This is a genomic window from Pseudooceanicola nanhaiensis DSM 18065 (assembly GCF_000688295.1).
GTDB classification, from domain to species: domain Bacteria; phylum Pseudomonadota; class Alphaproteobacteria; order Rhodobacterales; family Rhodobacteraceae; genus Pseudooceanicola; species Pseudooceanicola nanhaiensis.
Map to the genome: position 1 here is coordinate 1263123 of NZ_JHZF01000011.1, position 19008 is coordinate 1282130.

Consider the following 19008-nt stretch of genomic DNA (forward strand, 5'->3'; position numbering starts at 1 on the left):
GGATTACCTCAGGGTCTGGATCGCGGAGAAAGAGAAGCCCTCTGTCACCACCGCGCGACGGACCCCGGGCCGGTACGAACCCGGGATCATCACCGCCTTGCAGAACGGCTTTGCCAAGGTCACGGCTGCGCCAGCCTGCGCGCCGGGGCGGATGAACGGCGAGACCTCGAAGAGCGGGGTCAGCCCTGAACCATCGGCCGTCACCGGGGTGATCACCTCGTGGAACGCGTACCTGGTAGGATCCAGTCCATAGGCGAAGGACAGCGGGTCGCCGCGCGACAGCACATAGCCCGCCGGCAGACCCTGCACGCGCATCCGGAGATTATCGGAACTGAGCGTGTGGATAGTGGGGGTGGCCGCGCCGAGCAGAACGCCGCCCGGGTCGGCGGCGGGGTATGGGGCAGTCTTATCGAAGGCGAAGAAGGGTCGGCCCGCCTGCCGCAGCATGCGCGCCAACGCCTCGCCCCTCCGGGCTTCCGCATGGGTCTTCGTCACCACTTGGACCTCAAAGGTCCAAAGACGGGGACCGAGATCCGAGACGAGGACCTCGCCACCCTGTGTCTGCGAATGCCGCATGCTCTCCGTCAGATCGAAACCGAGGGCGGTGACATCCAGTCCATCGAAGAATTCCCCGAGCGTCAGAGGAAAGGTCAGCGCATTCGCCATCAGTATCGCACCCTCGGATCTCGGGAAATCTGTGCCTGCCGGCCGGGCGCCACTGCGGTGCTGTACTCGCTCATTCCCTGCCGCGTGATCTGCACCGACTGCCCCCTCGCCTCCGCGAGGATCGCCCCGACGAGATCGGGCGACAGCTCCACGCGGACGACAGACGAACCGCCGGCACCAGCCGCACTTCCTCGCAGGGCAGCCTGCGCCTGCGGCACGTTCAAGATGGCGCCAGACTGGCTAGGCACGAACACCTCGGAATGAGGCGTGTTCTCATTAACCAGATATGGGATGCCGCCGGCCACAGGGCCGCCGCCTGCCCGCTTGCCTCCGATACCACCGCCGAAGAGGCCCGACAGCAGCCCGCCAAGAAGCCCACTGCCGCCACCACCCATAGGCCCATCACCAAACAGCGCGGCTTGCAGCGCAGCCTTGGCAAGCATCTTGGCGACGTTGCTCAGCACGTCCGCGAAGTTTTCGCCTTCGACAATCGCATCGACCAACCCGTCTTTGAGTTGCTGCTGGATGCTGGCGTAGAACTTCGCCTGCTCTGCCGTCTGCTTTTGCGCCATCTCTTGACGCTCGAGCTGTTGGACCAACTCGCCGATGGCTGCGGCCTTGGCCTCGATGACCTCCCGGTATGTCTGCCCGGTCCCGGCCATCTCTTCATCGAGATCGATACCCCGTTGCTTCGCATCGTTCAGCAGGTCGAATTTCGCCAGTTCCTCGGCGCGCACTGCGGCACTGGAGGAGATCAGGCTCATCTCTAGCTCTTGCCGCTCTACGGATTCCGTGAGGCTGACATTGTATTTTTCGCGGGCCTCGCGCTCCCGCTCCAGCTCATCGGCGCGCCGCTTTGCCGCGGCCTCGCGCTCCCTGTCCCGCTCTTTTGCCGCCTCGTCTTGCGCCTTCCCAGCAGCAATGACGGGATCAGATGCACCCCCGAAGGCCGAAGCCTCTTCCAGCCGACGCTCACGATTGATGCCCCCGTTGTGCGAGCCGAGGCGGGCGATCTCATCTGCCGCAACGTTCATCCGGCCCGACTGTATCGCCGCAACGACGCCGCCCAGGTCTCCGCCAGAGCGGAACTCGCCCGCGCCGTAGTTGTGCATAAGGGACGCCAGCGAACCCTTCTGTGCCCCCGACAGCGCATCAAAGCGGTCCTGCCCGATCTCGCGAATAATGGCGTCGAAGTAAGTGCCGATGCGGCGCCGAAGGTCAGCCTCCGCTTCCGCAATCGTGACCCGCATCCCCTCTGTGATGGTGGTGATGGCTCCCGACACGGGATCAGTCTTCGTGTCCGACCCGTAGCCCGCGCGGAAGTGGTTCACGTCCCACTTGCCAGCATCGAGGAAGCCCTCGCGCTGCTTGATCAATTCGGTGGCGGACTGCATGCCGTCCGAGCGGGACAGCCATGCGCCCGAGGTGCGGCTCTGCTGATAGCCTTGGTAGGCGCTCATCTTGCGCGCCTCATCGGACATACGCTTCAAGGCGCCCTCGCCTCGTTCGTATTCGTCCGCCAGTTCGGCAGCGGCTTCGACCGCACTGCCCGATGCCTTAATGATGGTTTCGAGATGTACCGCCGCTTCGGCCAGCGCAGGAGGTAGCTTCGCGCCTTCGGGATAGAACTTCTCGATCACGGCCAACGCCTCAGCGGCCTTGGTCGCGATCTCTTCCATGCTCTCAGCTTTTTCCAGGTCATCCAATGCGCGCGAAATTGCCCGCACCTCGTCCGGCATCAGACCTATTGCCTTGGCCGAATCGTAGGCCGCGTCCCGCGCAGCCTCCATTACCTCCCGAAAAACCTGCAGCTGCTGAGATGACGCCACTCCCAGTCCACGCTGGCGCTCGAAGTCCTCCGTTGCGCGGTCAAGCTCGTCCAGGTCATCCTTCGCCGCCCGAATACCGGCACGCATAGGATCGATCGCAGTCGCCAGCGCAGTCATGGCGCGCGACACGGAAACTTTCGCCAAGTAGCCTGCAGCATTCCGGACCTCGTCGGCGAACTCGCCAAACTCCTCACGAAGTTCTTTTGTCGAGGTGTCAGCAATGCGGGCATATTCCCTGTAGCTGTCCAGCGCGTCAGTCAGCGCATCGACACCCTTTTTAGCGTCTTTCGCGCCCTCTGCGTTCTTGAAGAACGATGCCGCCAAAGGGGCACCGACCGCTAATGCAGCGCCCGCGATAGCACCAAATACGCCGAACACGCCGAGCATCTGAGAGCCTTGCTGCGTGAAGGCCGTAATGGCCGACGTGCCGCCTTGCACCTGGACCGCAAAGTCACCGACCTGATAACCGGCCTGCTGAAACATCGAGCGGTTGCGGTTCATGAATCCCGCCATACGGCTCTGGGCTGCTGCGTTGGCATTGGCGGCCTGCACCGCCCTCCCGTTCGCTGCCGAATTTGCGTCGATAGCTTGCGTGGCCCGAGCTGCGGCGGCCTGCGCGTCCTGATATTCCTTCTCGACCTTATCCATGGCCACGCGGTGCCGGTCAGCGTCGATGGCGCCCTTTTCGAGCGCCTTGTTCAGCGTCCGCTGATCGCGCTCGTATCGCTGGGTTGCCTTCGCAAGCGGATCGAACCGACGTTCCAGCGCTCCGATCTGCCGCTCCAGGCTTTTGGCCTGTTTTTCGGCGCGCTCCGCCTCCAATTCGAGGATGATGCGCAGGCGCTCGGTGTCGCTTTCGTCGGCCATAGGCACTACCTCTTAGGGAAACTGGAGGGAACTGGATGAAGTTTGTTGCTATCGTCGCCGCCCTGGCGGCCGCACCAGCTGCCGCCTCAGAAGAGGCTCAGGAACCAGGCGACCGGACGTGTACCGCCAGCGGCTTGACCGTCATGTTCGCGGTTGAGATGGCGAAAAAGTACCAGGAGTTCTGCCACGACACATCCCTGTCACGAACGGAGCGAGACGCTGCATGTGCGGCGTTCGTGGACACGGTCGAAGCGATGAAACCAGCGGCCGAATGGGTGAAAGAAAACTGCCCAGCTGAGTGAACGGGACTCGAAGACCGCCGTCACGCATACCGCCGCTTCAATTCCCGGTATTCCTCGGCCGTCATAGGCTCGGGCTCATCGCCACCGCGCTGCGAGGCGTTCCAGCCCTCAATCCACAAGATCATATCGCGCGGCGTCATGGCCCGCACCTCCGCAGGCTTCAGGCCGGTTTTGACGAGGTCGCGGATGCGCCCTTTGACGTCCCAGCGGCGCTTTTCTTCGGAGCCGTCCGCCGCCCACCAACTCCGTTGCGCTTTTTTGGCGTCTTGTCGTCCTTCGGCGGCAGGAAGGCGGCAGTGACAAGCCCGGTCGCGATGCTGCGCAGCGCGACGTTCTGATCCGGGCCTTGGCTTTTCATCAACGCGTCCACAGCCGTCTCGGTCATTCCACCGCCCATGAGGCCGAGGGCCACAAGGTCGCGGACATGGCGTGCCTGGGGCTGGTCGCCCCGGTTGTAGAGTCGATCCAGCATCTCGAAGATGCCGACCGGTGCGTGATGCTCCTCGAACCGCTCGATTTCCCCGTTCCGCAGGACGAGCGGCCGTTGGGCACCGTCGATCTCCGCGACGATGCCCCCGACCGGAGCGGCAACGCTCGTGATCGCCATTACGCCTCCGGCGTGAAGGTGACGGCGCCGGACGATTGAAGCTCGACGGTCTGCGTGATCGCGCCCTCGAGCTCGCCGCCGAGCCCCACCGTGCCGACCGCGAAGGTGCCGGTGAAATCGCCGAGACCGGGGCAGGTGATCTGAAGGTCGAGGTACGTTCCGTCATTCTTCGCATCGATCAGCGCCTGGAACTGCGTCTTGCTCTCGAAGAAGCCATTCCCGGACACGTCCATGGACTGAATACCGGCGATGGTCTCGCGCCAGACGGTGCCGCCGGGGTCGGCCGTGTTGATCGAGGTGATATCGACGAGGTTCCCGTTCAGAGAGATGTTCCGGGTCGTCAGACCAGCCAGCGGCTCGTAAGTGGTGCCGCCATCCGTCGAGTACTGGACGAGCAGCGCGCGCGCGTTCTGTTTGGGCATGGTGCCCTCCTATGGTGATGATCGGCCGTGCCCAAGGGCCAGAGAGGGGCGGTCAGCCGCTGATCAGCGCCTCAAAGGCGACGATTGCGGAATAGGTTTCGCCGTCGTTGTTGCGCTCGACGGTGGTGGTGATCCAGTGGTTCTGCACAACGGCGAGGTCTGCCGACGCCAACGCGTCCTCGCGCTCGTTCAGCGCCTCTGTGACGGCGTGGCCGATCTTCGTGGCCTCCACCCTGCCCGAGCCACCCGAGCGGCTGTGAACCTCCATAGAGTAGGTCAGGATGGCAGCGCGAGACGCCTGCGCGCGAACGGGCCGAGGGACTATACCCCCGATGCGGATATAGGGCAGCGATGCGCCGTCAGGCGGGTGGTCGTAAATGCGGCCCGCTACCAGCGCGGAAACGTCCGCACTCGACTTGAGCGCGGCGACAAGGGCCTTCTGTAGCTCCAGGGCGTATCCGTCAGCCATCGCTCAGAAGCCCCTTCACAGCCTTGCGGTAGCGCGCCATGCGCTTCTTGTAGGTGCCTCGGATCGCCGGGTTCGCAAATGGCGTTCCCTTGCGCATCCCACGGTTCTTGCCGTCCTTCGTGGTCCGCTGTTCCGTGTCGCCCTCAAGGATGCGGGCCATTGGGCCGAAATCAACGAGGTATGAAGTGCCTTCCCACGATTGGCCCCGGATGCTGGATCGCGCGCGCCCTGTCTCACCCTCGGGAACAAGCACTTTCGCAAGCGCCACAATCTCTTCGCCACTCTCGCGGTTGACGGCCTCGAAAGTCTGGTCGGCCTTCGGGCCAAGGTTCCGCAGTTTGGCGCGCAGAGGGCCGAAGCCGCTGGTCTTCACGCCCATGTCAGCCCCTCAACGCCACAAGAATATCGATCCACTGTCGTCCGTCGCCTACCGCCGCAACCGACTTCACGTCCCATTCGTCGCCACGCGCCTGCGCCCGGTGCCCGCTGTTGATCCGGCGGCTGTCTGACGAAGCCCGAACGCGTATCGTCGCTGTCCGCTGATCCTCCAGCCGCCCCACTTCCAGCTTTTCCTTGCCGAGTGTCTCGCGCACGTTGGCCCAGACGGTCAGATCACCAGCCTGCGCCGGCATCTCGTTCCCGTATTCGTCTGTCTGAGGTTCGCCAGCCCCAGGCATCACGCCTACGAAGGTCACGCGATCCCGCAAATGTTCCGACCTCACAACGACCTCCACTGCAGTGGAGCGATCAGGGCATCCACGCCCCAGCTAACCTGCGCGTTCCGCACCACAGTCGTAGCGGCCCGGTCGGCGTCACAATGAGTGATGCGCATGATGACCCGACGATCCAAGTCGAGCCCGTTCATAGCAGGCGGCACCGGTACTTCTCGATCAGGCGCATCTGCGCGGGCTCGCCGGCCTCCCCGTCGTACCAGTGCCGGGTGAGCGCCTTGATCACCAACCTGATGTCAGCCGGGACATCTTCAGCCGCGCCGTAGCCCGCCTGAAAGTCCACGCGAACCCGCGCCTCGCGATCGTCGCCGAGGATCGGCGCCGAAAAGATGTCCTTGAACACCACCTCTGCGCCGAGATGACCCTCGACCACCTGGTAGTGCGCGGGAGCGACCGTCTGATCGACCGCCCCCGCATCGAGGTAAGTCACCACCACCGACTCCGCGTCCACGTCCGGAAACGGCAGCCGGAGGCGCGGAGACCAGCCTCGGAAGCCCTGCCGCCACGTCTGTGTCACCAGGCAGCGACCGAGGATCCCGGAATATCCGTCCAGATGTGCCACAGCCGCCGCGAGATATGCTTGCAGCGACGCATCATCGTCACTGAAGTCCACGCGGACTGCTTCCTTCACCTCGGCCAGAGAGACCGGTGTTTCCGCCGGAGCAGCGATGAGGACCGGCTTCACTTACTTCTTCGCCTTGCCGTACGGCACGGGATCGAGCCCCATCTTTTCGGGGTCGAAGTCGTTGGCCCGGCCGGACGGAATGTTCTGATCGAGCCGGTTCTGCTCCTTCGTGGTTCCGTCGCGAGCATCCTCGACGGAGGGGCCGTCGATGGTCTCGGTGCTGACGTTCACGTCGGTGTTCGTCGCCTTCACGTCGACCTTCTCGTCGTCGCTGGCTTTGGTGGTGGACTTGGGTGCCATGTCGGCCTCCATTTGACGGGGTTGAGGCGGCGCGAGGTGTACGCGCCGCCAGGTCTCATCAGGCCGCGGCGTTCTTCAGGACGCGCAGAACCTCGGGGTTCAGCAGGCCGCCACCGACGCGCTTCGTGGTGTAGAAGTGCACGAAGGGCTTGTTGGTGTAGGGGTCCCGCAGAACCCGAACCCCGACCCGATCGACGATCAGGTAGCCACGCTGGAAGTTGCCGAACGCGATCGGGAACGCGCCTGCCGCAATGTTCGGCATCGCCGGCATTTCCGTGATCGGGTAGCCGACCATCGTCTGGGGCTGGCCGATCTGGAAGGACGGCTGCCACAGGTAGTTGCCCTGCCCGTCCTTCAGCTTGCGGAGGCTGAAGATCGTGCTGCGGTTCATCACGAAGCGCGAGCCCGCGAGATAGGGCGTCGGGATGGACCCGATCAGGTCGATCACCTCGTCGGAGGTCACCGCGGCCGCGCCGGCCGCCGTGACGCCGGTCGGGATGGCGCCGTAGGGGTGCGCCGCAGCGTTCGCCGCGCCGGTCACGTAGGTCAGGAAGCCAGCGGGCTTGTTGACTCCGTTGCCCGACACGAAGGCGATGCCCTCCTGGTAGGCGAACTCCTGATCCACCTCGGCGGCCAGCCACTGCTCGAGATTGACCTCGGCGTCGTCCAGCATCTGCTGCGTCGCCGCGGGGTTCGCGTAGAGCTCGCCCGTGGTGTAGGTCATGCTGCCGAACGTCGGCGTGGTCGTTTCCGGCCGCGCAGCGGTTTCCCCGACCCAGCCGGAGCCGGTGCCCTTCTCGTTGAAGAGCTTGCGGAAGCCGTTGGTCGAGATCTGCTGAACCTGCGCGATCTGCCGCATGGGCGAGATCTCGACGAGCTTGTCGGTGATCGTGCGATCCCACTCGACCGGGGCGAGGTAGCCGCCTTCGTCATCGGCACCCTTGTTCAGGCTGGCCTGCACATCGCCCTTCCGGAAGTGGGCGCGGAAGGCGTCGGTGTACTCCTTGTCCTTCACCTGGCCAGCGCCGCCGCCATTCACCGACATCGCGGCGAGCTTAGCATTGGCCTGGTCGACAGCCGCCTGAAGCTCCGACACGCTCGAATTGATGCGATCGAACTTCTCGGTCGTCACCACGTCGTCGAACTTCGCCGCGACTTCCTTGTCTTTCTCGGCCTGCGTGTCCTTGAACGCCTGCCAGTTCTTCTGGAGGTTCGCGAGAACCTCCTTGAGGTCGTTGCCACCGCCTGCATCAGCACGAACGGCGACGATCCCGCGCACTTTGGCGGGGTTCATGTGCTTGGACATGAGTGTCTCCTTGATCAGAGTTTGAAAAGCCCAGAAGCGAGGGCCGCGATCTCGTCAGCGTCGTGCATGACGGTTAGGGCAGCGTCGTGCGTGCCCCCTTTTGCATCGGCCAGAAGCGCACGGCGTTCCGACCTCGGCATCCCGGATTTCGCCAGCAGCGCATCAACACGCCTGGTGGCATTCACGCCGCGATTGCTCTCGGCGCGCGTTTTGTCTTCAGAGACGGCATCCGCGGGAAGGTAGCCGTCCGCCAAGCCCTCAGCCACGGCATGCTCGCCGTTGAACCAGGTCTCGTTGTCCATCCATTCGGCGGCCTTGGCCTTCTTCACGCCGGCCCGGTCGGAATACACGGTCGCCATGGCGTCATCGAAAGGCTGCATCGTCGCCGCAGCTTCTGCAAGGTCGTGCCGGTTGCCGATCGCGATCACCCATGCATTGTGGATCATCAGGAACCCGGCCTTCCCGATCTGGATCTCGTCGCCGGCCATCGCGATCACCGAAGCGGCAGATGCTGCCAGCCCGAGAATGCGCACCGTGACCTTGTGCGGGTGCGCACGAAGGGCGTTGTAGATCGCCACGCCCTCGAAGAAATCGCCGCCGGGCGAATTGATGTCGACGAAGACCTCCTGATCCCCGATCGCGCGCAAGGCTGCCGCGACGCGCTTCGAGGTAACGCCTCCGCCGGACCAGAAGTCCTCGCCGATCACGTCCAGCACGGAGATGGTATTCTCCGGGGTTTGCGCCGCCATGACGCCGGCGTTCCAGCGCTCCAGCGCGTCGGCGTCGGGCTCAAAAGCGCACACCGTAGGAAGGCGCTGCGCCTCGATCTTGGGAAGGTCACGAAGGCTCATTGCCATCTCCTTGCGTTTGCTGGCCGGGCGCGGTCGGCAGGTCATCGCGCCGCGGAAGGTCCATCCAGTCGCGCGGCTCGTCGGGGTGCAGCCAGGGCTGGTGGCCGCCGGAGCCGAGCCCCTTGGCGAAGAACTCCGCCTGGTCCTTCATCGACCCGCGCAGCAACGCGCCGGCGTTGAACTTGGCCTCGAACAGATCGGCCTCCGCCTCGGTCAGAAGTGACCGCTCGATTGCCTGCTGCCATGCCTCGAACCACGGGTTCAGTGCGTAACGGACGAAGAACTGCCCGAGCACGTCGATCCCCGAGCCCCACGATGTGTCATCCACGCCCAGCAGGGGGCGCGGAACGCCGAACGGACGGGCGATGTCTTCGATCTGGAACTTCCGGTTCTCGATCGCCTGACTGTCGCGCCCCGAATGGCCGGGATCCTCGGCCTCCATCCCCTCCTCGAGGATCTTCCACCTGTGGGCGTTCTCAGCCCCCTCGTTCTCGGCCATGCTCTCCTTGAGCCGATCGTATGCTTCCTTAGAGAGCCTTTCCTTGTGCTTCAGGTAGCCACCCACGATCATGCCGTTCCGGAAGAGCCGCGCGGCCGCCTTCTCGGTCTGGATCGCCAGAGCGATTGCCTCGGCCGCTTGCTTGACCAGGGAGAGCCCGGTGATCCCGTCGTCGCTCATCCCGTAGCGCAGGTGGAAAACTTCGCTCTGGGGGAGGATCACCGTCTCCGCGCCGTTGCGCTTCAGGTGATACTCGAGGGCCCAGTCAGGGCGCTGAACCACCTTCACGTCCTTGGACGCCAGCGGCACGAGCTGGATGATCCGCCGACCGCTGCGCACGATCAGCGCATATGCGTTCCCGTCCACCAGCGCCCGCTGCTGCATGAGCGAGCGAAACTCGAACGCTGTCTGCCACCCGTTCGGACGCCGATGCAGTACCCGGAAGAGCGGATGGTCGTCGGCTTTGCCCTTGTCTGCCTTCCGTTGGAGATGCAGGGGCAGCATGCCGATCGAGAACGCGATCAGCGAGACGCACCGCAGAACCGTGGTGTTGCGCATCGCCACCTTGGGCGAGATCGACAGGCCCGCCTCCGTCAGCGCGGAACCACCACCGCGGATGAACTCCAGCAGGTTCGGGTCGGTCATGCCGGCGAACATGCCTGCCTCTCCCGCCATCGCCTGAACCGACGGCAGGTTGGCCGCCTCCGGTTCACGGCGGCGAAAGAAGTTCATAAAGCTCATTCCGTCACCCTCATACGGTCAGCAGGCCGCGTTCTTCGTAGACACTGGGCCCGCCGCTCGCGACGGGGTTCCAGCTCATCAGCATCACGGCGTTGAAGAGCGCCATCAGCGGGTCGATCTTCGCGGAGCCGCTCTGCGCCTTGGTCACAATGACCGCGTTGCCGCGAGCCTCGACCTTTGCGTTCCCGACGCACCAGTCCATGATCCGCTGTCCGCAATGCACCATGGAGCCGTTCTTGAGCTTGACCGGCGCGATCTTGATGGCCGCGTTCAGCTTGTAGCCCTGGCTGATCGAGCGGATGTCCTCGATCCGGAACGCCGCCTCAGTCAGCTCGTCGATGATGCTCCCGACGCCCTCCGGGTCCATCCCGATCGAATCTTCCTCCGGAAGCCGACCCGCCAGTTTCAGGCGGCTGCAGATGTCGACGATCTCGGGGTTCGCCTCGGCCTCGATGTTGTCGACCAACACCAACTCACCCGCCGCCGCCAAGTCCTCGAGCTCGGGCGCAATGACCTTGCGCAGCTGGAGGACGTCCCGATCCGCCCAGGCCTTCGCCCACGCCTGCCACGCCTTCGTTTCCGCATGCCGCCCTAGGACGCAGATGCCGAGCAGGTCATCAAGCCCGCCCCCGTCGACGCCGACGACGCAGACCTCAGACTTGGCGATGATGTCATCGAGAGTCATCCCCTCCCGCGCCGCCTTCGCCCAGTAGTCGGCGCCGACCCAACGATCGTCATGCAGGCCGATGCCGATCTCGATGTTCAGGTGCTGCGACACCCAGACCTGTTCGACCTCGGGCGAGATCGACCCGTTGTTCGTGTAGTCGTCCTCCAGCCGCTGGCGGCTGATCGACCGCCCGAGGTTCGGCAGAAGGCAACCCCAGTTCTCGCGGTTCCGCCAGAACGATTCCATCTTCTGCAGCTTCTCCGGGAACTCATAGAGCACCGGAAGCATGATCGGGCTTTCGCCGGCCTTACCGTCCCGGATCGCGCGAGCCTTCTGCAGCTCCGATTTCCAGATACCTGCCGGCCGCTTGTCCGACTGGGTGGTGATCATCATCACCTGCCCGCCGTTCATCGTGATGCCGCCGCCCCTGATCTGCTGCATCACCTGGATCGCGCCCGCCTTCTTCCCCAGTTCGTGCAGCTCGTCGATGATCGTCATCACCGGGATCTCGCCGGTGAGGATCGAGGTGTCGAAGGTCTTCACCTCGAGCGTCGTCATCGTCTTGCGCCGGGTGATCGTCTTCAGGTGATCCTGCACCTTGAAGATGAGCTTCAGGTTGTCATCCAACCGGATCATGCCCTGCGCCTGGTCGAAGCACCGCGCCGAGATGTTCTGCGACGGCCCGATCAGCAGCATCTGCGCGTTCGGAATCTCGCACATGTAGAGCGCCGTCAGTCCCAGGGCCGCCGTGTAGGTCGACTTGCTGTTCTTCTTCGGCACCATGCACAGGCATTCCCAGACGAGGCGCTCCATCGTCTCCGGGTCCTCGCCTGCCAGGAAGGCGACGAGGATGTCCTTGAACCACTGACCGCAGGCCTCCTTCATCGTCGGGTTGCCTGGCACGTCCGGCAGGCGCAGGCGGTTGAAGAACGCCAGAGCCTTTGCCGCCTTCGCCTCGTTGATCGGCACGTCCGCCATGGGCGTTTCGCCGGCCTTGATCTTGGCCCACCAGTCTGGGCAGGCGAACCGCGGCGCGGCCTCAGTGGCGCTTGTCACCCGAAGCCTCGAGTTCGAGTTCGGCCATCAGCAGTGCGTCCGCTTCCTCGGCCGCCCGGGCACTGGTCTCCTTCTTCCCGAGCTTCTCTTCCTTCGCCTCATCTTGCCGATCGGGGCGACCGATCCGATCTTCGGCGCGCATCAGATCGTTCTTCTCGACAAGCTGGTTGAAGAAGCGCATCGCGCCGACATTGCCGTTTTCGAATGCCGCCACCGCGGCGACCTCGAGCTGACGGGCGATCAGCCTGTCACGGGCGAAGTCGCGCTCCTGCAGCTCAGATCTAAAATACCGCTTCAGCGTCGGCTCGGAGATGTGTTTCCCGGTCCGAGGATCGATGATGCAGCGAGCAACCCGCGCATTGTTCCAACCCATTGCCAGTAACATACTGACTTTGCGTGCGTTTTCTTCGGTGCGCTCGAAGGGCGGCCGACCGCGCTTACCTTTGCGGCTGAAGGTACGGTTGCCCCAGAAGTCGATCTCGAACGAATCTTCATGCTCAGCCAAAAAAAATCTCCGAATGAAGGGGGCGCGGGTCTGGGGCTCGGACGCATTCCGGACTTTCACCCACCCCCCCTGCCGCCGGGCCGCTCAGACCTCGCCGCGTTTCTCGAGGCCCTGCTTCACCCGGTCGTGCCAGAGCTTGCTGACCGCCTGCAGGTTCCCCTCGTCCCAGAAGAGATCAGGGTTGCCGCGGTGCGGGACCTTGTGATCGACCACCGGGCTGTCGGGAGCCGGGTGCTTGCCGACCAGCGCAACGCCAGTCTGCTGGCAGACGTAGCCGTCGCGCTCGAGCACCTTGAGGCGCAGGCGCTGCCACCGTGCCGTATTCAGCCAGTCACGCGAGCGGCGCGCGCCGCCCTCGCGTTCAGCCGAAGGAGCGGGCGAGCGCAGCCGTGCGGGCGCACGGCCCAGCCTGTTGGGTAGGCCGCGGCCTGCCAGCTTTCCCATGATCAGCCGTTGTCCTGCTGGTCGGCCAGGTAGAACACCAAGACGAACGGGCCGACGAACACGCAGAGGGTGATCCGGTCAATGTCGACGCCGAACATGAACCGATGAAGGTAGACCTTCAGCGCGAGCCGCCGGTGAAGGAGCACCCAACCCATCAGGCCATCCGGATACCACCGCGCTTTCAGCATCCATCGACCTCACAATAGATCGGCCAGCCGCCCCCGCCGCTGCAGCTGGCCATCTGTCATCGCGCTTGTCGGCGGGCGCGCTCTGGGTATTGGTTGCCGGGGACGGGATCGAACCGCCGACCTCGTGGTTATGAGCCACGCGAGCTACCGCTGCTCCACCCGGACACAGCCAGCCGACCGGCGATCGAGCGGCCCAATGTGGCACGTCGGACCTCTCCCCGGCAGGCGGACATGAGAAAGCCCGGCAGCGGGGTCTCCGCTCCGGGCGCATTTCGTGATGATGACAGATCTCTAAGATCCGGTGAGGCTAACTGTCAACCCACATTTTGCGGGCGCGCGAGATCGAACCCCCGCATACGGTCCAACGCCGAGCACAGAGCGTGGCGAAGAGCCGACCTGGCCTTGTGGTCGGACGCCCAGCCATGAGCCTCTAGCACCTCAGTCAGCGACATTTCCCCGACACACACGCTGTCGACCAGCGTCTGCGCCAGGATCGCCTTCCGCTGCCGCTCAATCAGAGCCCTTTTGGCGGCGGCCTCCGTTGAGCTCTTCGGCTTGCCGGGTCGCAGACGCCGGACCTCCTTCGCCAACCCGTTGCCGATCCGACGCTCGAACACCCTGAGGCGCTGGAAGTCCCGAAGGATCGCTACCTCACGGTCACCGCCACCGGAGGCCGCGCTGCGCAACGCCTCGAGAGAGGCGCATTTCACGCCCGAGGCGGCACAGCGCTCCACCAAGGCTGCATACTCCCGGCCGATCACGACCTGGCCGACGGTGAACGGCGGCACGAACGGTGGCGCCCGGAACTCCTTGTCGCGCAGCCCCTTCTCCCATTCCCTTCTAGCCTTCGCCACGACAGCGGCGTGGCGTCTCTGGGCTTGCTCGGTCATCACGTCGAAGGCATCCGCCATCTGCATTGCCCGACGGCCGGCATATCCGTCAGGGCGCGAGCGCGGCCCGGAGGCCGTCATGGTCACTGCGCGCGGCGTGAAGACCTTCGTGCCACCACGAGCGGGAGCCGCGACAATGTCGGAGCCGCACTCGAATGGGACGGCGGCGCCCGACATGACGCTGGCATAGGCCGCGCGCGCATTCGCCTTGCGGGACGCAGCGGCATCGCCAGGCCACGGGCAGTCGAGCCGCGCGCGACCAGCCGGATCAACCCAGATCACGTCGCCCCTCACGCTGCCTGCCCTTCGGCCCGCGCGGCGGCACCATCACGCACCAGGCGCAGCGCCCGCTCTTCGATCGACTTCCAGTACTCGAGCTGTTCGAGGTCGGGCTGCAGCGGCGCGACGCCCCGGTTAAGCTTGTCCTCGGTCCGAGCCCGCTCCGACGCGATCGAGGCCGCCCGGTCCGCGACCAGCTTGCGCTCGTGTGCGCTCAGCGGCGGGCGCTTCTTGCGCTCCCACCACAGGAACTCGGCGATGAGGCGATTTTCGGCGAGCGCCGCTTCGCCCGCTCGAGAGCGGAACCAGCCCGCCACGCCGGGGGTCTCCTCGAGCGGTCGCGGCTCATAGGCCTCGGCGGTCGAGACGATCGAGGTGTGCGTCGGCCAGAACGTCCGCTCGGAGCCCTCGCCGTGGGTGGTCACCCACTCGCGCAGCGCATCGAGCGTCCGATCGCTCAGGTACGCCAGCTCGTCGCAGAGCCGGTCGAGGTGCTTGCGCTGGTCCTCGTCCGAGGTGCCCTTCCGGAACCGCATGCCCCGTTCCTGCGCCGGGGTGATCAGCAGGCGCCGCACCCGGTCTCGCTTGGTCTCGATGGTGGTCTGTTCTTCGGTCATAGCCATCCCCATTCTCAGCAATCAGGCCGCATCCCCGATGCCCACGGCTTCGGCCTCTTCTCGGGTGATCAATCCCTCAAGGATCATGCAGGCGGCGACGGTTGAGCTAATGGCGTTGGCCGGTATGAACCGCCCACCCCTGATCTCGCCGGCCCAGTACCGGGCTGCGACACGGACCTTTTCGTCGAAACAGGCCGCTGCCCGGGAGCTCGGAAGGTTATTTACTGGTTCCTTACAGGTTACCTCTCCAGTGGGCTGGAGACGGGACGTGGTCGAATTTGGAGACGGGACGCCATCAAAATTGGAGTCGGCCCCGTCTCCATTTTTTGGAGTCGGCTTCTTGGGCCCCCCGTCTCCAGTTTTTGGAGCCGGTTTCTTTTCCTGGACCGCGTCGCAACCGAGAACGTAATGGGTCGGCAACTGCTTGTGCGTCTTGCCGTCCCAGTGGCGCTCACGGCGCAAAAGGCCCTTCGCCTCGAGCCCGCGCAGGGCATTGTTCAGCGTGCCGTTCGAGACGCCCGTCGCGTCAATCAGGTAGGCCTGTGTCGGGAAGCAGCCTTGCGACGGGTTGTGGCAGTCGCACAGGTGGAAGAGCACCCGGAACTCGCTGTTGGTCAGGTCCTCTGCATCCAGTGCAGCTAGCCAGTTCGTGGCCTTGTGGCTCATACCTTCATTCCATGCCTGTTGCGCCGCCGGAAACCGACAGGCGCACGTTGCCTTCGGGGTCGCGGCCCTGCCTCGGACCGCTTGCGGCTGTTGCGCCGCCTCTGGTTGGCCGCTGGCGCCTCTGCGGGCGCTCAGGCGGCGGGTATCGGCTCTTCGGACACGATCTCGGCGCCCCACGCCTCGTATGCCGCCCGGGCGCGCCCTATGGCGTCATCCTCGAGGAGCATGCGCAGGAAGTGCTGGACCTCGGGCAGGCACAGCGGGCCACCGCTCACCATCCGTTCGGCGATTGAGCGCAGCGTGGTGCCGGCGATTTCCGGGCCGGGCCCGGGGTCGGAGATCTCTGGCAGAACCTCGGCCAAGGCCTCGACATGAGCCCGGATGATCGGATCGGCCGCGCTGCCCCGGTGATGGGCCAGGACATCGCAGCATGCGAGGAACAGGGTTTCGGCACGGGTCACAGCAGGGAGCCCTCCGGTGCTTTTAGGTGATCAGGAACGGGCGGGTAGTCACCCGGCCGAGTGAGACGCTGGCGACAGGGCGGGATGCGGCAGTGCTCGGAGACCTCCGAGCCATGCGTCCAGACGAGCCAGGAATAGGCCGTCGCGCTGGTCGGGTTGCTCTCCCGACCGTCCCGCCAGACCTTGATGTCCGGGTCCAGCAGGACCCCCTTCCAGAGCGCCACGCGCTCCACGAAGGGCATCACGATGGCCTCTGGACGATCGCGGAAGAGGTCCACGTAGCGTCCCTGCCCCTCGACGAAGGCCGAACGGACGAAAACCGCGACGCCCACGCGGGCGAAGCGAAGGGCATGCCGGATGAAGTCGGCGGCGAGACGGAATGGCGGGTTGGTGATCACCCAGTCGACGTCGGGCGCATCGGCGCCCCAGTCGATCAGGAAGTCGATCACGCCGTCCTGTCGCGGATCGCCATAGTCGTGCACGTCGGTCGCGTGCACGCGGTCGAAATACTCACCGAGCGGCCGGACCATGTGCATGCGGTTGCAGGCGGGTTCCCAGACGTGCTGCAGGTGCAGATGGTGTCCCCGGGCGACGAGCTGCTCACAGAGCGCGCGGGTCGCCCAGGGCGGCGTCGGGAAGTCGTCGAGGCTGTCGAGCGCCTCGTGACGCTGTTGCATGACGGCCGGGGAGCGGTTCTGGCTCATCGACTGACCTCCGACCCGTCACGAGCGACCCCGCCCCTCGTGAGAAGCCCTGCGAGGCGTTTCGGATAGATACCCATCTCACGCGCGATCGCATGGACGTTTCCGCCGCTGAGGAGCCTTTGCTGCGCCAAGCGCACATAGCCTGCCTCGACATCCGTCAGCGGTTTGAACCGGCTGGCGAGCGCGATCTCCCCCGGGCGATGCCCCTCGGCCCACGCGAGCCGCTTCATGGCGGCCGCCGTCATGGCCTCGACCTCCGGAGACGTTCGCGCACGCGGATGGAAGACCGGGGCGATCATCTGCATGGAATGCTCCCACGGATGGCGGGACGCGCAGGGAGAAGGAGACGCGTCCCGCCAGGGAGGAGCGGGGTGGCACTCGCGTTACCGGCAGCCGCGCACCCCTTGCAGTACGGCCCTGAGGAGGACCGAGATCCTCGCCGCGCTGATCGATCAAAACGCGCGGAGGACGTGCCCCTCATCGCCCCCCGCGCTAGTGGGCCGCGCGAATCCCCATGGCGCAGCCCGGCAGTGCCGCACAGGCAGGCGGCATTCCGTGAGTGTGTGGCGGGGATCATTCGGTCATCCCTTCGGCCTGCAAATGCTCCAGCAGACGCTGGTCGGCCGCGATGGCTTCGCTCAGCTCCTTAATCGCCCCAGTGCGGTCGCCGGCGGTGAGCAGGCGCAGGATGGCATTCGCCACGTCACCGTTCTCCGCCATCACTCGGGCGGCGAGCTTTTCGACCTCGCCTTGGGCGCCCCTGCCCTCGCGCCGGCCGTGCAGCAGGCTGGTGATGGGCCAGTGTTCGAGCTCATCCTCCAGCGCGGCCCAATGCTCGACCGGGATCTGCATGTGACCCGCCATCTCCTTCGAGATGGTTCCCTTCGTGCTGCGCAGGAAGGACGCCGACGCCTCCACGCCGCCGAAGTCGTCGACAAGCTGGCGGAAGAGCGCGCGGATCGCGGGACCATCATATGGGCGCGTCATGCGGAAACCTCGTTTCCTTTGCCGTTAATCGGCGGGGTGGCAGTGTGGAGGCATGAGAGGGATGCCGCGGGCGAAAAAGGAGGTTGAAGAGACATCAGGCGGCGTCCCTTTCGTCTTGGCAGGTGACGCGGAATCGCGTCATGCTCCTACCAGAGCCAACCTGGGGGAGATGATGAGACTGCTGAATTGGCTGATCGACCGCGCCGCAACAGAAGCGAGTGACGTTCCACCCGCACCGGTGTTTCAGGACCGGAAGCAGGTGATGCCGCCGGACCCAGTGACGCCCGACGAGCCTGAAATGGAGACCCCGGACGAGGACGGACGCATCGCTCTGGAAGAGGTCTTCACCCTGATCGACTACATCGACGGGAAGGGGCGGCACAGCCGCCGACGGATCACGTTGCGCGCGATCGTCGTCGGCCCGAACGGGCCCGTCTTGCATGCCATCTGCCACGAGAAGAAGGCCTTCCGAGCCTTTCGGTGCGATCGGATCGATTGCTTCATCAACCACGATGACGGCGAGATCATCGAAACCAGCACCTTCTTTCGAGACATCCTGCTGGTGGACCTTGAGGCGCTGGCGCCGGTTGAGACCGCCGACTATCTGGCGCCGCGGGAGCCCGGTCCGACGCCGGTATCCTCGGCCGTCATCGCGGCCAGGGAGATGCGGGAGATGCTGCGCGCGCCGCTCTCCCTTCTTGTGCTCGCCGCCACTGCCGACAACGATTTTCATCCCGAGGAACTCGATGTGATCTGCCGCTGGGTCGAGGACGAAGTCGATCACCTCGTCACGGGGACTGGGGTCGGCCTTGATGAACTTGACGCGATGACCGTGCTCATCCGAAAGATGCACCCGACGCGAAAGTCGCTGCCGACGCACCTCGCCAATGTGAGACGAATGGACAGCGTCAGGTTCAAGCGCCTGGCCGAGGCTCTGCGCGACGTCATCATCGCCGATGGCGCGCTGCACTTTGGGGAAGCGGAATTCTATACTGAGGTCGGCCAGCTGCAGACCCATAACGTCCGCACCCTGGTTGAGCAGGCAGAGCAGAAGAGGTTCCACTGAACAGGTCCGGGTCATGCGGCGCTCTCGTCGGGCTGTTCGGCCCATGCCGCAACCGGGACCGCGCCACCGGTGGTCACGGCAATCCTTTCGGCCACCCTCCAGCTTGGCCGGGCTTCACCCTTGAGCCAGCGGTGGACGGTGGGCTGCTTCACACCCACCCTCTCTGCGAATGCAGCTTGGGTCAGTTCGGCAGAGCGGAGATATTCGGCGAGACGCAACATGCGTCGATATACTCACGACGTATTAAATCAGTCAATACGCCA

The 19008-nt window shown here is 64.9% G+C and carries 26 protein-coding genes and 1 tRNA gene; 2 read left to right on the top strand and 25 right to left on the bottom strand.

Annotation, left to right across the window (positions count from 1 at the left end; all coding sequences use genetic code 11):
* Window positions 1-3: 3 nt before the first annotated feature.
* Both Q344_RS0107090 and Q344_RS0107095 read right to left on the bottom strand, forming a co-directional pair.
* Entirely contained in the window at window positions 4-666 is a 663-nt protein-coding gene (locus tag Q344_RS0107090; protein ID WP_036538434.1) for a hypothetical protein, read from the bottom strand.
* A complete protein-coding gene (locus tag Q344_RS0107095; RefSeq protein ID WP_028286081.1) occupies window positions 666-3362 on the bottom strand; it encodes a hypothetical protein in 2697 nt (898 codons plus the stop codon). The genes Q344_RS0107090 and Q344_RS0107095 overlap by 1 nt, the downstream gene beginning before the upstream one ends.
* Window positions 3363-3397: 35 nt before the next feature.
* On the opposite strand from Q344_RS0107095, the gene Q344_RS0107100 reads away from it, so the two are divergent.
* Window positions 3398-3664: a hypothetical protein gene (locus tag Q344_RS0107100; RefSeq protein ID WP_028286082.1), complete on the top strand. Its 267-nt coding sequence runs from the start codon at window positions 3398-3400 to the stop codon at window positions 3662-3664.
* Between the two features lie 160 nt (window positions 3665-3824).
* On the opposite strand, the gene Q344_RS0107110 is transcribed toward Q344_RS0107100, so the two are convergent.
* The 22 genes from Q344_RS0107110 to Q344_RS0107220 all read right to left on the bottom strand — a co-directional run bounded on the left by Q344_RS0107110 (window position 3825) and on the right by Q344_RS0107220 (window position 17679).
* Window positions 3825-4271: a GTA-gp10 family protein gene (locus Q344_RS0107110; RefSeq protein WP_028286083.1), complete on the bottom strand. Its 447-nt coding sequence runs from the start codon at window positions 4269-4271 to the stop codon at window positions 3825-3827.
* The gene (locus tag Q344_RS25035; protein WP_051630357.1) at window positions 4271-4693 is read right to left on the bottom strand and encodes a phage tail tube protein; all 423 of its coding nucleotides are present in this window, start codon (window positions 4691-4693) and stop codon (window positions 4271-4273) included. Before Q344_RS25035 ends, Q344_RS0107110 begins: the two co-directional genes overlap by 1 nt.
* A gap of 52 nt (window positions 4694-4745) precedes the next feature.
* Entirely contained in the window at window positions 4746-5162 is a 417-nt protein-coding gene (locus Q344_RS0107120; protein WP_028286084.1) for a DUF3168 domain-containing protein, read from the bottom strand.
* Complete coding sequence (locus tag Q344_RS0107125; protein WP_028286085.1) at window positions 5155-5541, bottom strand: hypothetical protein; 387 nt, start codon at window positions 5539-5541, stop codon at window positions 5155-5157. The genes Q344_RS0107120 and Q344_RS0107125 overlap by 8 nt, the downstream gene beginning before the upstream one ends.
* Window position 5542: 1 nt before the next feature.
* Window positions 5543-5896 carry a phage head closure protein gene (locus Q344_RS0107130; RefSeq protein WP_425311621.1) on the bottom strand — a complete coding sequence of 118 codons (354 nt, stop codon included), beginning with the start codon at window positions 5894-5896 and terminating at the stop codon, window positions 5543-5545.
* A gap of 127 nt (window positions 5897-6023) precedes the next feature.
* Window positions 6024-6578 (bottom strand): head-tail connector protein, encoded by a 555-nt coding sequence (locus tag Q344_RS25040; protein ID WP_051630358.1) that lies wholly within the window; start codon window positions 6576-6578, stop codon window positions 6024-6026.
* The gene (locus Q344_RS0107145; protein ID WP_036538438.1) at window positions 6579-6818 is read right to left on the bottom strand and encodes a hypothetical protein; all 240 of its coding nucleotides are present in this window, start codon (window positions 6816-6818) and stop codon (window positions 6579-6581) included. It lies immediately after the preceding gene.
* Window positions 6819-6876: 58 nt separating this feature from the next.
* Window positions 6877-8124: a phage major capsid protein gene (locus tag Q344_RS0107150; protein WP_028286088.1), complete on the bottom strand. Its 1248-nt coding sequence runs from the start codon at window positions 8122-8124 to the stop codon at window positions 6877-6879.
* A 14-nt stretch (window positions 8125-8138) separates the two neighbouring features.
* Window positions 8139-8975 (bottom strand): head maturation protease, ClpP-related, encoded by an 837-nt coding sequence (locus tag Q344_RS0107155; protein WP_028286089.1) that lies wholly within the window; start codon window positions 8973-8975, stop codon window positions 8139-8141.
* On the bottom strand, window positions 8962-10215 hold the full coding sequence (locus Q344_RS0107160) for a phage portal protein (protein ID WP_028286090.1): 1254 nt from the start codon (window positions 10213-10215) through the stop codon (window positions 8962-8964). Before Q344_RS0107160 ends, Q344_RS0107155 begins: the two co-directional genes overlap by 14 nt.
* 10 nt (window positions 10216-10225) lie before the next feature.
* Window positions 10226-11938, bottom strand: a complete 1713-nt coding sequence (locus tag Q344_RS0107165; protein ID WP_028286091.1) for a terminase large subunit — start codon at window positions 11936-11938, stop codon at window positions 10226-10228.
* Window positions 11922-12443 (bottom strand): hypothetical protein, encoded by a 522-nt coding sequence (locus Q344_RS0107170; RefSeq protein WP_028286092.1) that lies wholly within the window; start codon window positions 12441-12443, stop codon window positions 11922-11924. Before Q344_RS0107170 ends, Q344_RS0107165 begins: the two co-directional genes overlap by 17 nt.
* 84 nt (window positions 12444-12527) lie before the next feature.
* Window positions 12528-12887, bottom strand: a complete 360-nt coding sequence (locus tag Q344_RS0107175; protein ID WP_028286093.1) for an HNH endonuclease — start codon at window positions 12885-12887, stop codon at window positions 12528-12530.
* Between the two features lie 2 nt (window positions 12888-12889).
* The gene (locus tag Q344_RS26060) at window positions 12890-13075 is read right to left on the bottom strand and encodes a hypothetical protein (RefSeq protein ID WP_156954641.1); all 186 of its coding nucleotides are present in this window, start codon (window positions 13073-13075) and stop codon (window positions 12890-12892) included.
* 90 nt (window positions 13076-13165) lie between these two features.
* Window positions 13166-13241: transfer RNA gene (locus tag Q344_RS0107185), tRNA-Met, on the bottom strand.
* Between the two features lie 148 nt (window positions 13242-13389).
* On the bottom strand, window positions 13390-14247 hold the full coding sequence (locus tag Q344_RS23325) for a hypothetical protein (RefSeq protein ID WP_156954642.1): 858 nt from the start codon (window positions 14245-14247) through the stop codon (window positions 13390-13392).
* A gap of 8 nt (window positions 14248-14255) precedes the next feature.
* Complete coding sequence (locus Q344_RS23330) at window positions 14256-14861, bottom strand: hypothetical protein (RefSeq protein ID WP_051630364.1); 606 nt, start codon at window positions 14859-14861, stop codon at window positions 14256-14258.
* A 21-nt stretch (window positions 14862-14882) separates the two neighbouring features.
* Window positions 14883-15527, bottom strand: a complete 645-nt coding sequence (locus tag Q344_RS25045; protein ID WP_028286094.1) for a MarR family winged helix-turn-helix transcriptional regulator — start codon at window positions 15525-15527, stop codon at window positions 14883-14885.
* Between the two features lie 131 nt (window positions 15528-15658).
* Window positions 15659-15988, bottom strand: coding sequence for a hypothetical protein (locus tag Q344_RS0107205; RefSeq protein WP_028286095.1), 330 nt, complete (start codon window positions 15986-15988; stop codon window positions 15659-15661).
* Window positions 15985-16692 (bottom strand): hypothetical protein, encoded by a 708-nt coding sequence (locus tag Q344_RS23340; protein WP_051630366.1) that lies wholly within the window; start codon window positions 16690-16692, stop codon window positions 15985-15987. Before Q344_RS23340 ends, Q344_RS0107205 begins: the two co-directional genes overlap by 4 nt.
* Window positions 16689-16997 (bottom strand): hypothetical protein, encoded by a 309-nt coding sequence (locus Q344_RS0107215; protein WP_028286096.1) that lies wholly within the window; start codon window positions 16995-16997, stop codon window positions 16689-16691. Before Q344_RS0107215 ends, Q344_RS23340 begins: the two co-directional genes overlap by 4 nt.
* A 268-nt stretch (window positions 16998-17265) precedes the next feature.
* Window positions 17266-17679: a hypothetical protein gene (locus Q344_RS0107220; protein ID WP_028286097.1), complete on the bottom strand. Its 414-nt coding sequence runs from the start codon at window positions 17677-17679 to the stop codon at window positions 17266-17268.
* 172 nt (window positions 17680-17851) lie between these two features.
* On the opposite strand from Q344_RS0107220, the gene Q344_RS0107225 reads away from it, so the two are divergent.
* Window positions 17852-18745, top strand: a complete 894-nt coding sequence (locus Q344_RS0107225; protein ID WP_156954643.1) for a hypothetical protein — start codon at window positions 17852-17854, stop codon at window positions 18743-18745.
* Between the two features lie 11 nt (window positions 18746-18756).
* Here Q344_RS0107225 and Q344_RS26790 read toward each other — a convergent pair whose 3' ends face one another.
* Window positions 18757-18966 (bottom strand): helix-turn-helix transcriptional regulator, encoded by a 210-nt coding sequence (locus tag Q344_RS26790; RefSeq protein WP_036538443.1) that lies wholly within the window; start codon window positions 18964-18966, stop codon window positions 18757-18759.
* Window positions 18967-19008: the final 42 nt, after the last annotated feature.

Bases quoted from the DNA above. Each gene is read 5' to 3' on its own strand.
- Q344_RS0107110 (WP_028286083.1), bottom strand. From the start codon at position 4,271: ATGGCGATCACGAGCGTTGCCGCTCCGGTCGGGGGCATCGTCGCGGAG.
- Q344_RS26790 (WP_036538443.1), bottom strand. From the start codon at position 18,966: ATGTTGCGTCTCGCCGAATATCTCCGCTCTGCCGAACTGACCCAAGCT.
- Q344_RS23330 (WP_051630364.1), bottom strand. From the start codon at position 14,861: ATGACCGAAGAACAGACCACCATCGAGACCAAGCGAGACCGGGTGCGG.
- Q344_RS0107220 (WP_028286097.1), bottom strand. From the start codon at position 17,679: ATGACGCGCCCATATGATGGTCCCGCGATCCGCGCGCTCTTCCGCCAG.
- Q344_RS0107100 (WP_028286082.1), top strand. From the start codon at position 3,398: ATGAAGTTTGTTGCTATCGTCGCCGCCCTGGCGGCCGCACCAGCTGCC.
- Q344_RS25035 (WP_051630357.1), bottom strand. From the start codon at position 4,693: ATGCCCAAACAGAACGCGCGCGCGCTGCTCGTCCAGTACTCGACGGAT.
- Q344_RS23340 (WP_051630366.1), bottom strand. From the start codon at position 16,692: ATGAGCCAGAACCGCTCCCCGGCCGTCATGCAACAGCGTCACGAGGCG.
- Q344_RS0107120 (WP_028286084.1), bottom strand. From the start codon at position 5,162: ATGGCTGACGGATACGCCCTGGAGCTACAGAAGGCCCTTGTCGCCGCG.
- Q344_RS0107175 (WP_028286093.1), bottom strand. From the start codon at position 12,887: ATGGGAAAGCTGGCAGGCCGCGGCCTACCCAACAGGCTGGGCCGTGCG.
- Q344_RS0107225 (WP_156954643.1), top strand. From the start codon at position 17,852: ATGAGACTGCTGAATTGGCTGATCGACCGCGCCGCAACAGAAGCGAGT.
- Q344_RS0107215 (WP_028286096.1), bottom strand. From the start codon at position 16,997: ATGCAGATGATCGCCCCGGTCTTCCATCCGCGTGCGCGAACGTCTCCG.
- Q344_RS25045 (WP_028286094.1), bottom strand. From the start codon at position 15,527: ATGAGCCACAAGGCCACGAACTGGCTAGCTGCACTGGATGCAGAGGAC.
- Q344_RS0107150 (WP_028286088.1), bottom strand. From the start codon at position 8,124: ATGTCCAAGCACATGAACCCCGCCAAAGTGCGCGGGATCGTCGCCGTT.
- Q344_RS0107090 (WP_036538434.1), bottom strand. From the start codon at position 666: ATGGCGAATGCGCTGACCTTTCCTCTGACGCTCGGGGAATTCTTCGAT.
- Q344_RS26060 (WP_156954641.1), bottom strand. From the start codon at position 13,075: ATGCTGAAAGCGCGGTGGTATCCGGATGGCCTGATGGGTTGGGTGCTC.
- Q344_RS0107125 (WP_028286085.1), bottom strand. From the start codon at position 5,541: ATGGGCGTGAAGACCAGCGGCTTCGGCCCTCTGCGCGCCAAACTGCGG.
- Q344_RS0107095 (WP_028286081.1), bottom strand. From the start codon at position 3,362: ATGGCCGACGAAAGCGACACCGAGCGCCTGCGCATCATCCTCGAATTG.
- Q344_RS0107145 (WP_036538438.1), bottom strand. From the start codon at position 6,818: ATGGCACCCAAGTCCACCACCAAAGCCAGCGACGACGAGAAGGTCGAC.
- Q344_RS0107155 (WP_028286089.1), bottom strand. From the start codon at position 8,975: ATGAGCCTTCGTGACCTTCCCAAGATCGAGGCGCAGCGCCTTCCTACG.
- Q344_RS0107160 (WP_028286090.1), bottom strand. From the start codon at position 10,215: ATGAGCTTTATGAACTTCTTTCGCCGCCGTGAACCGGAGGCGGCCAAC.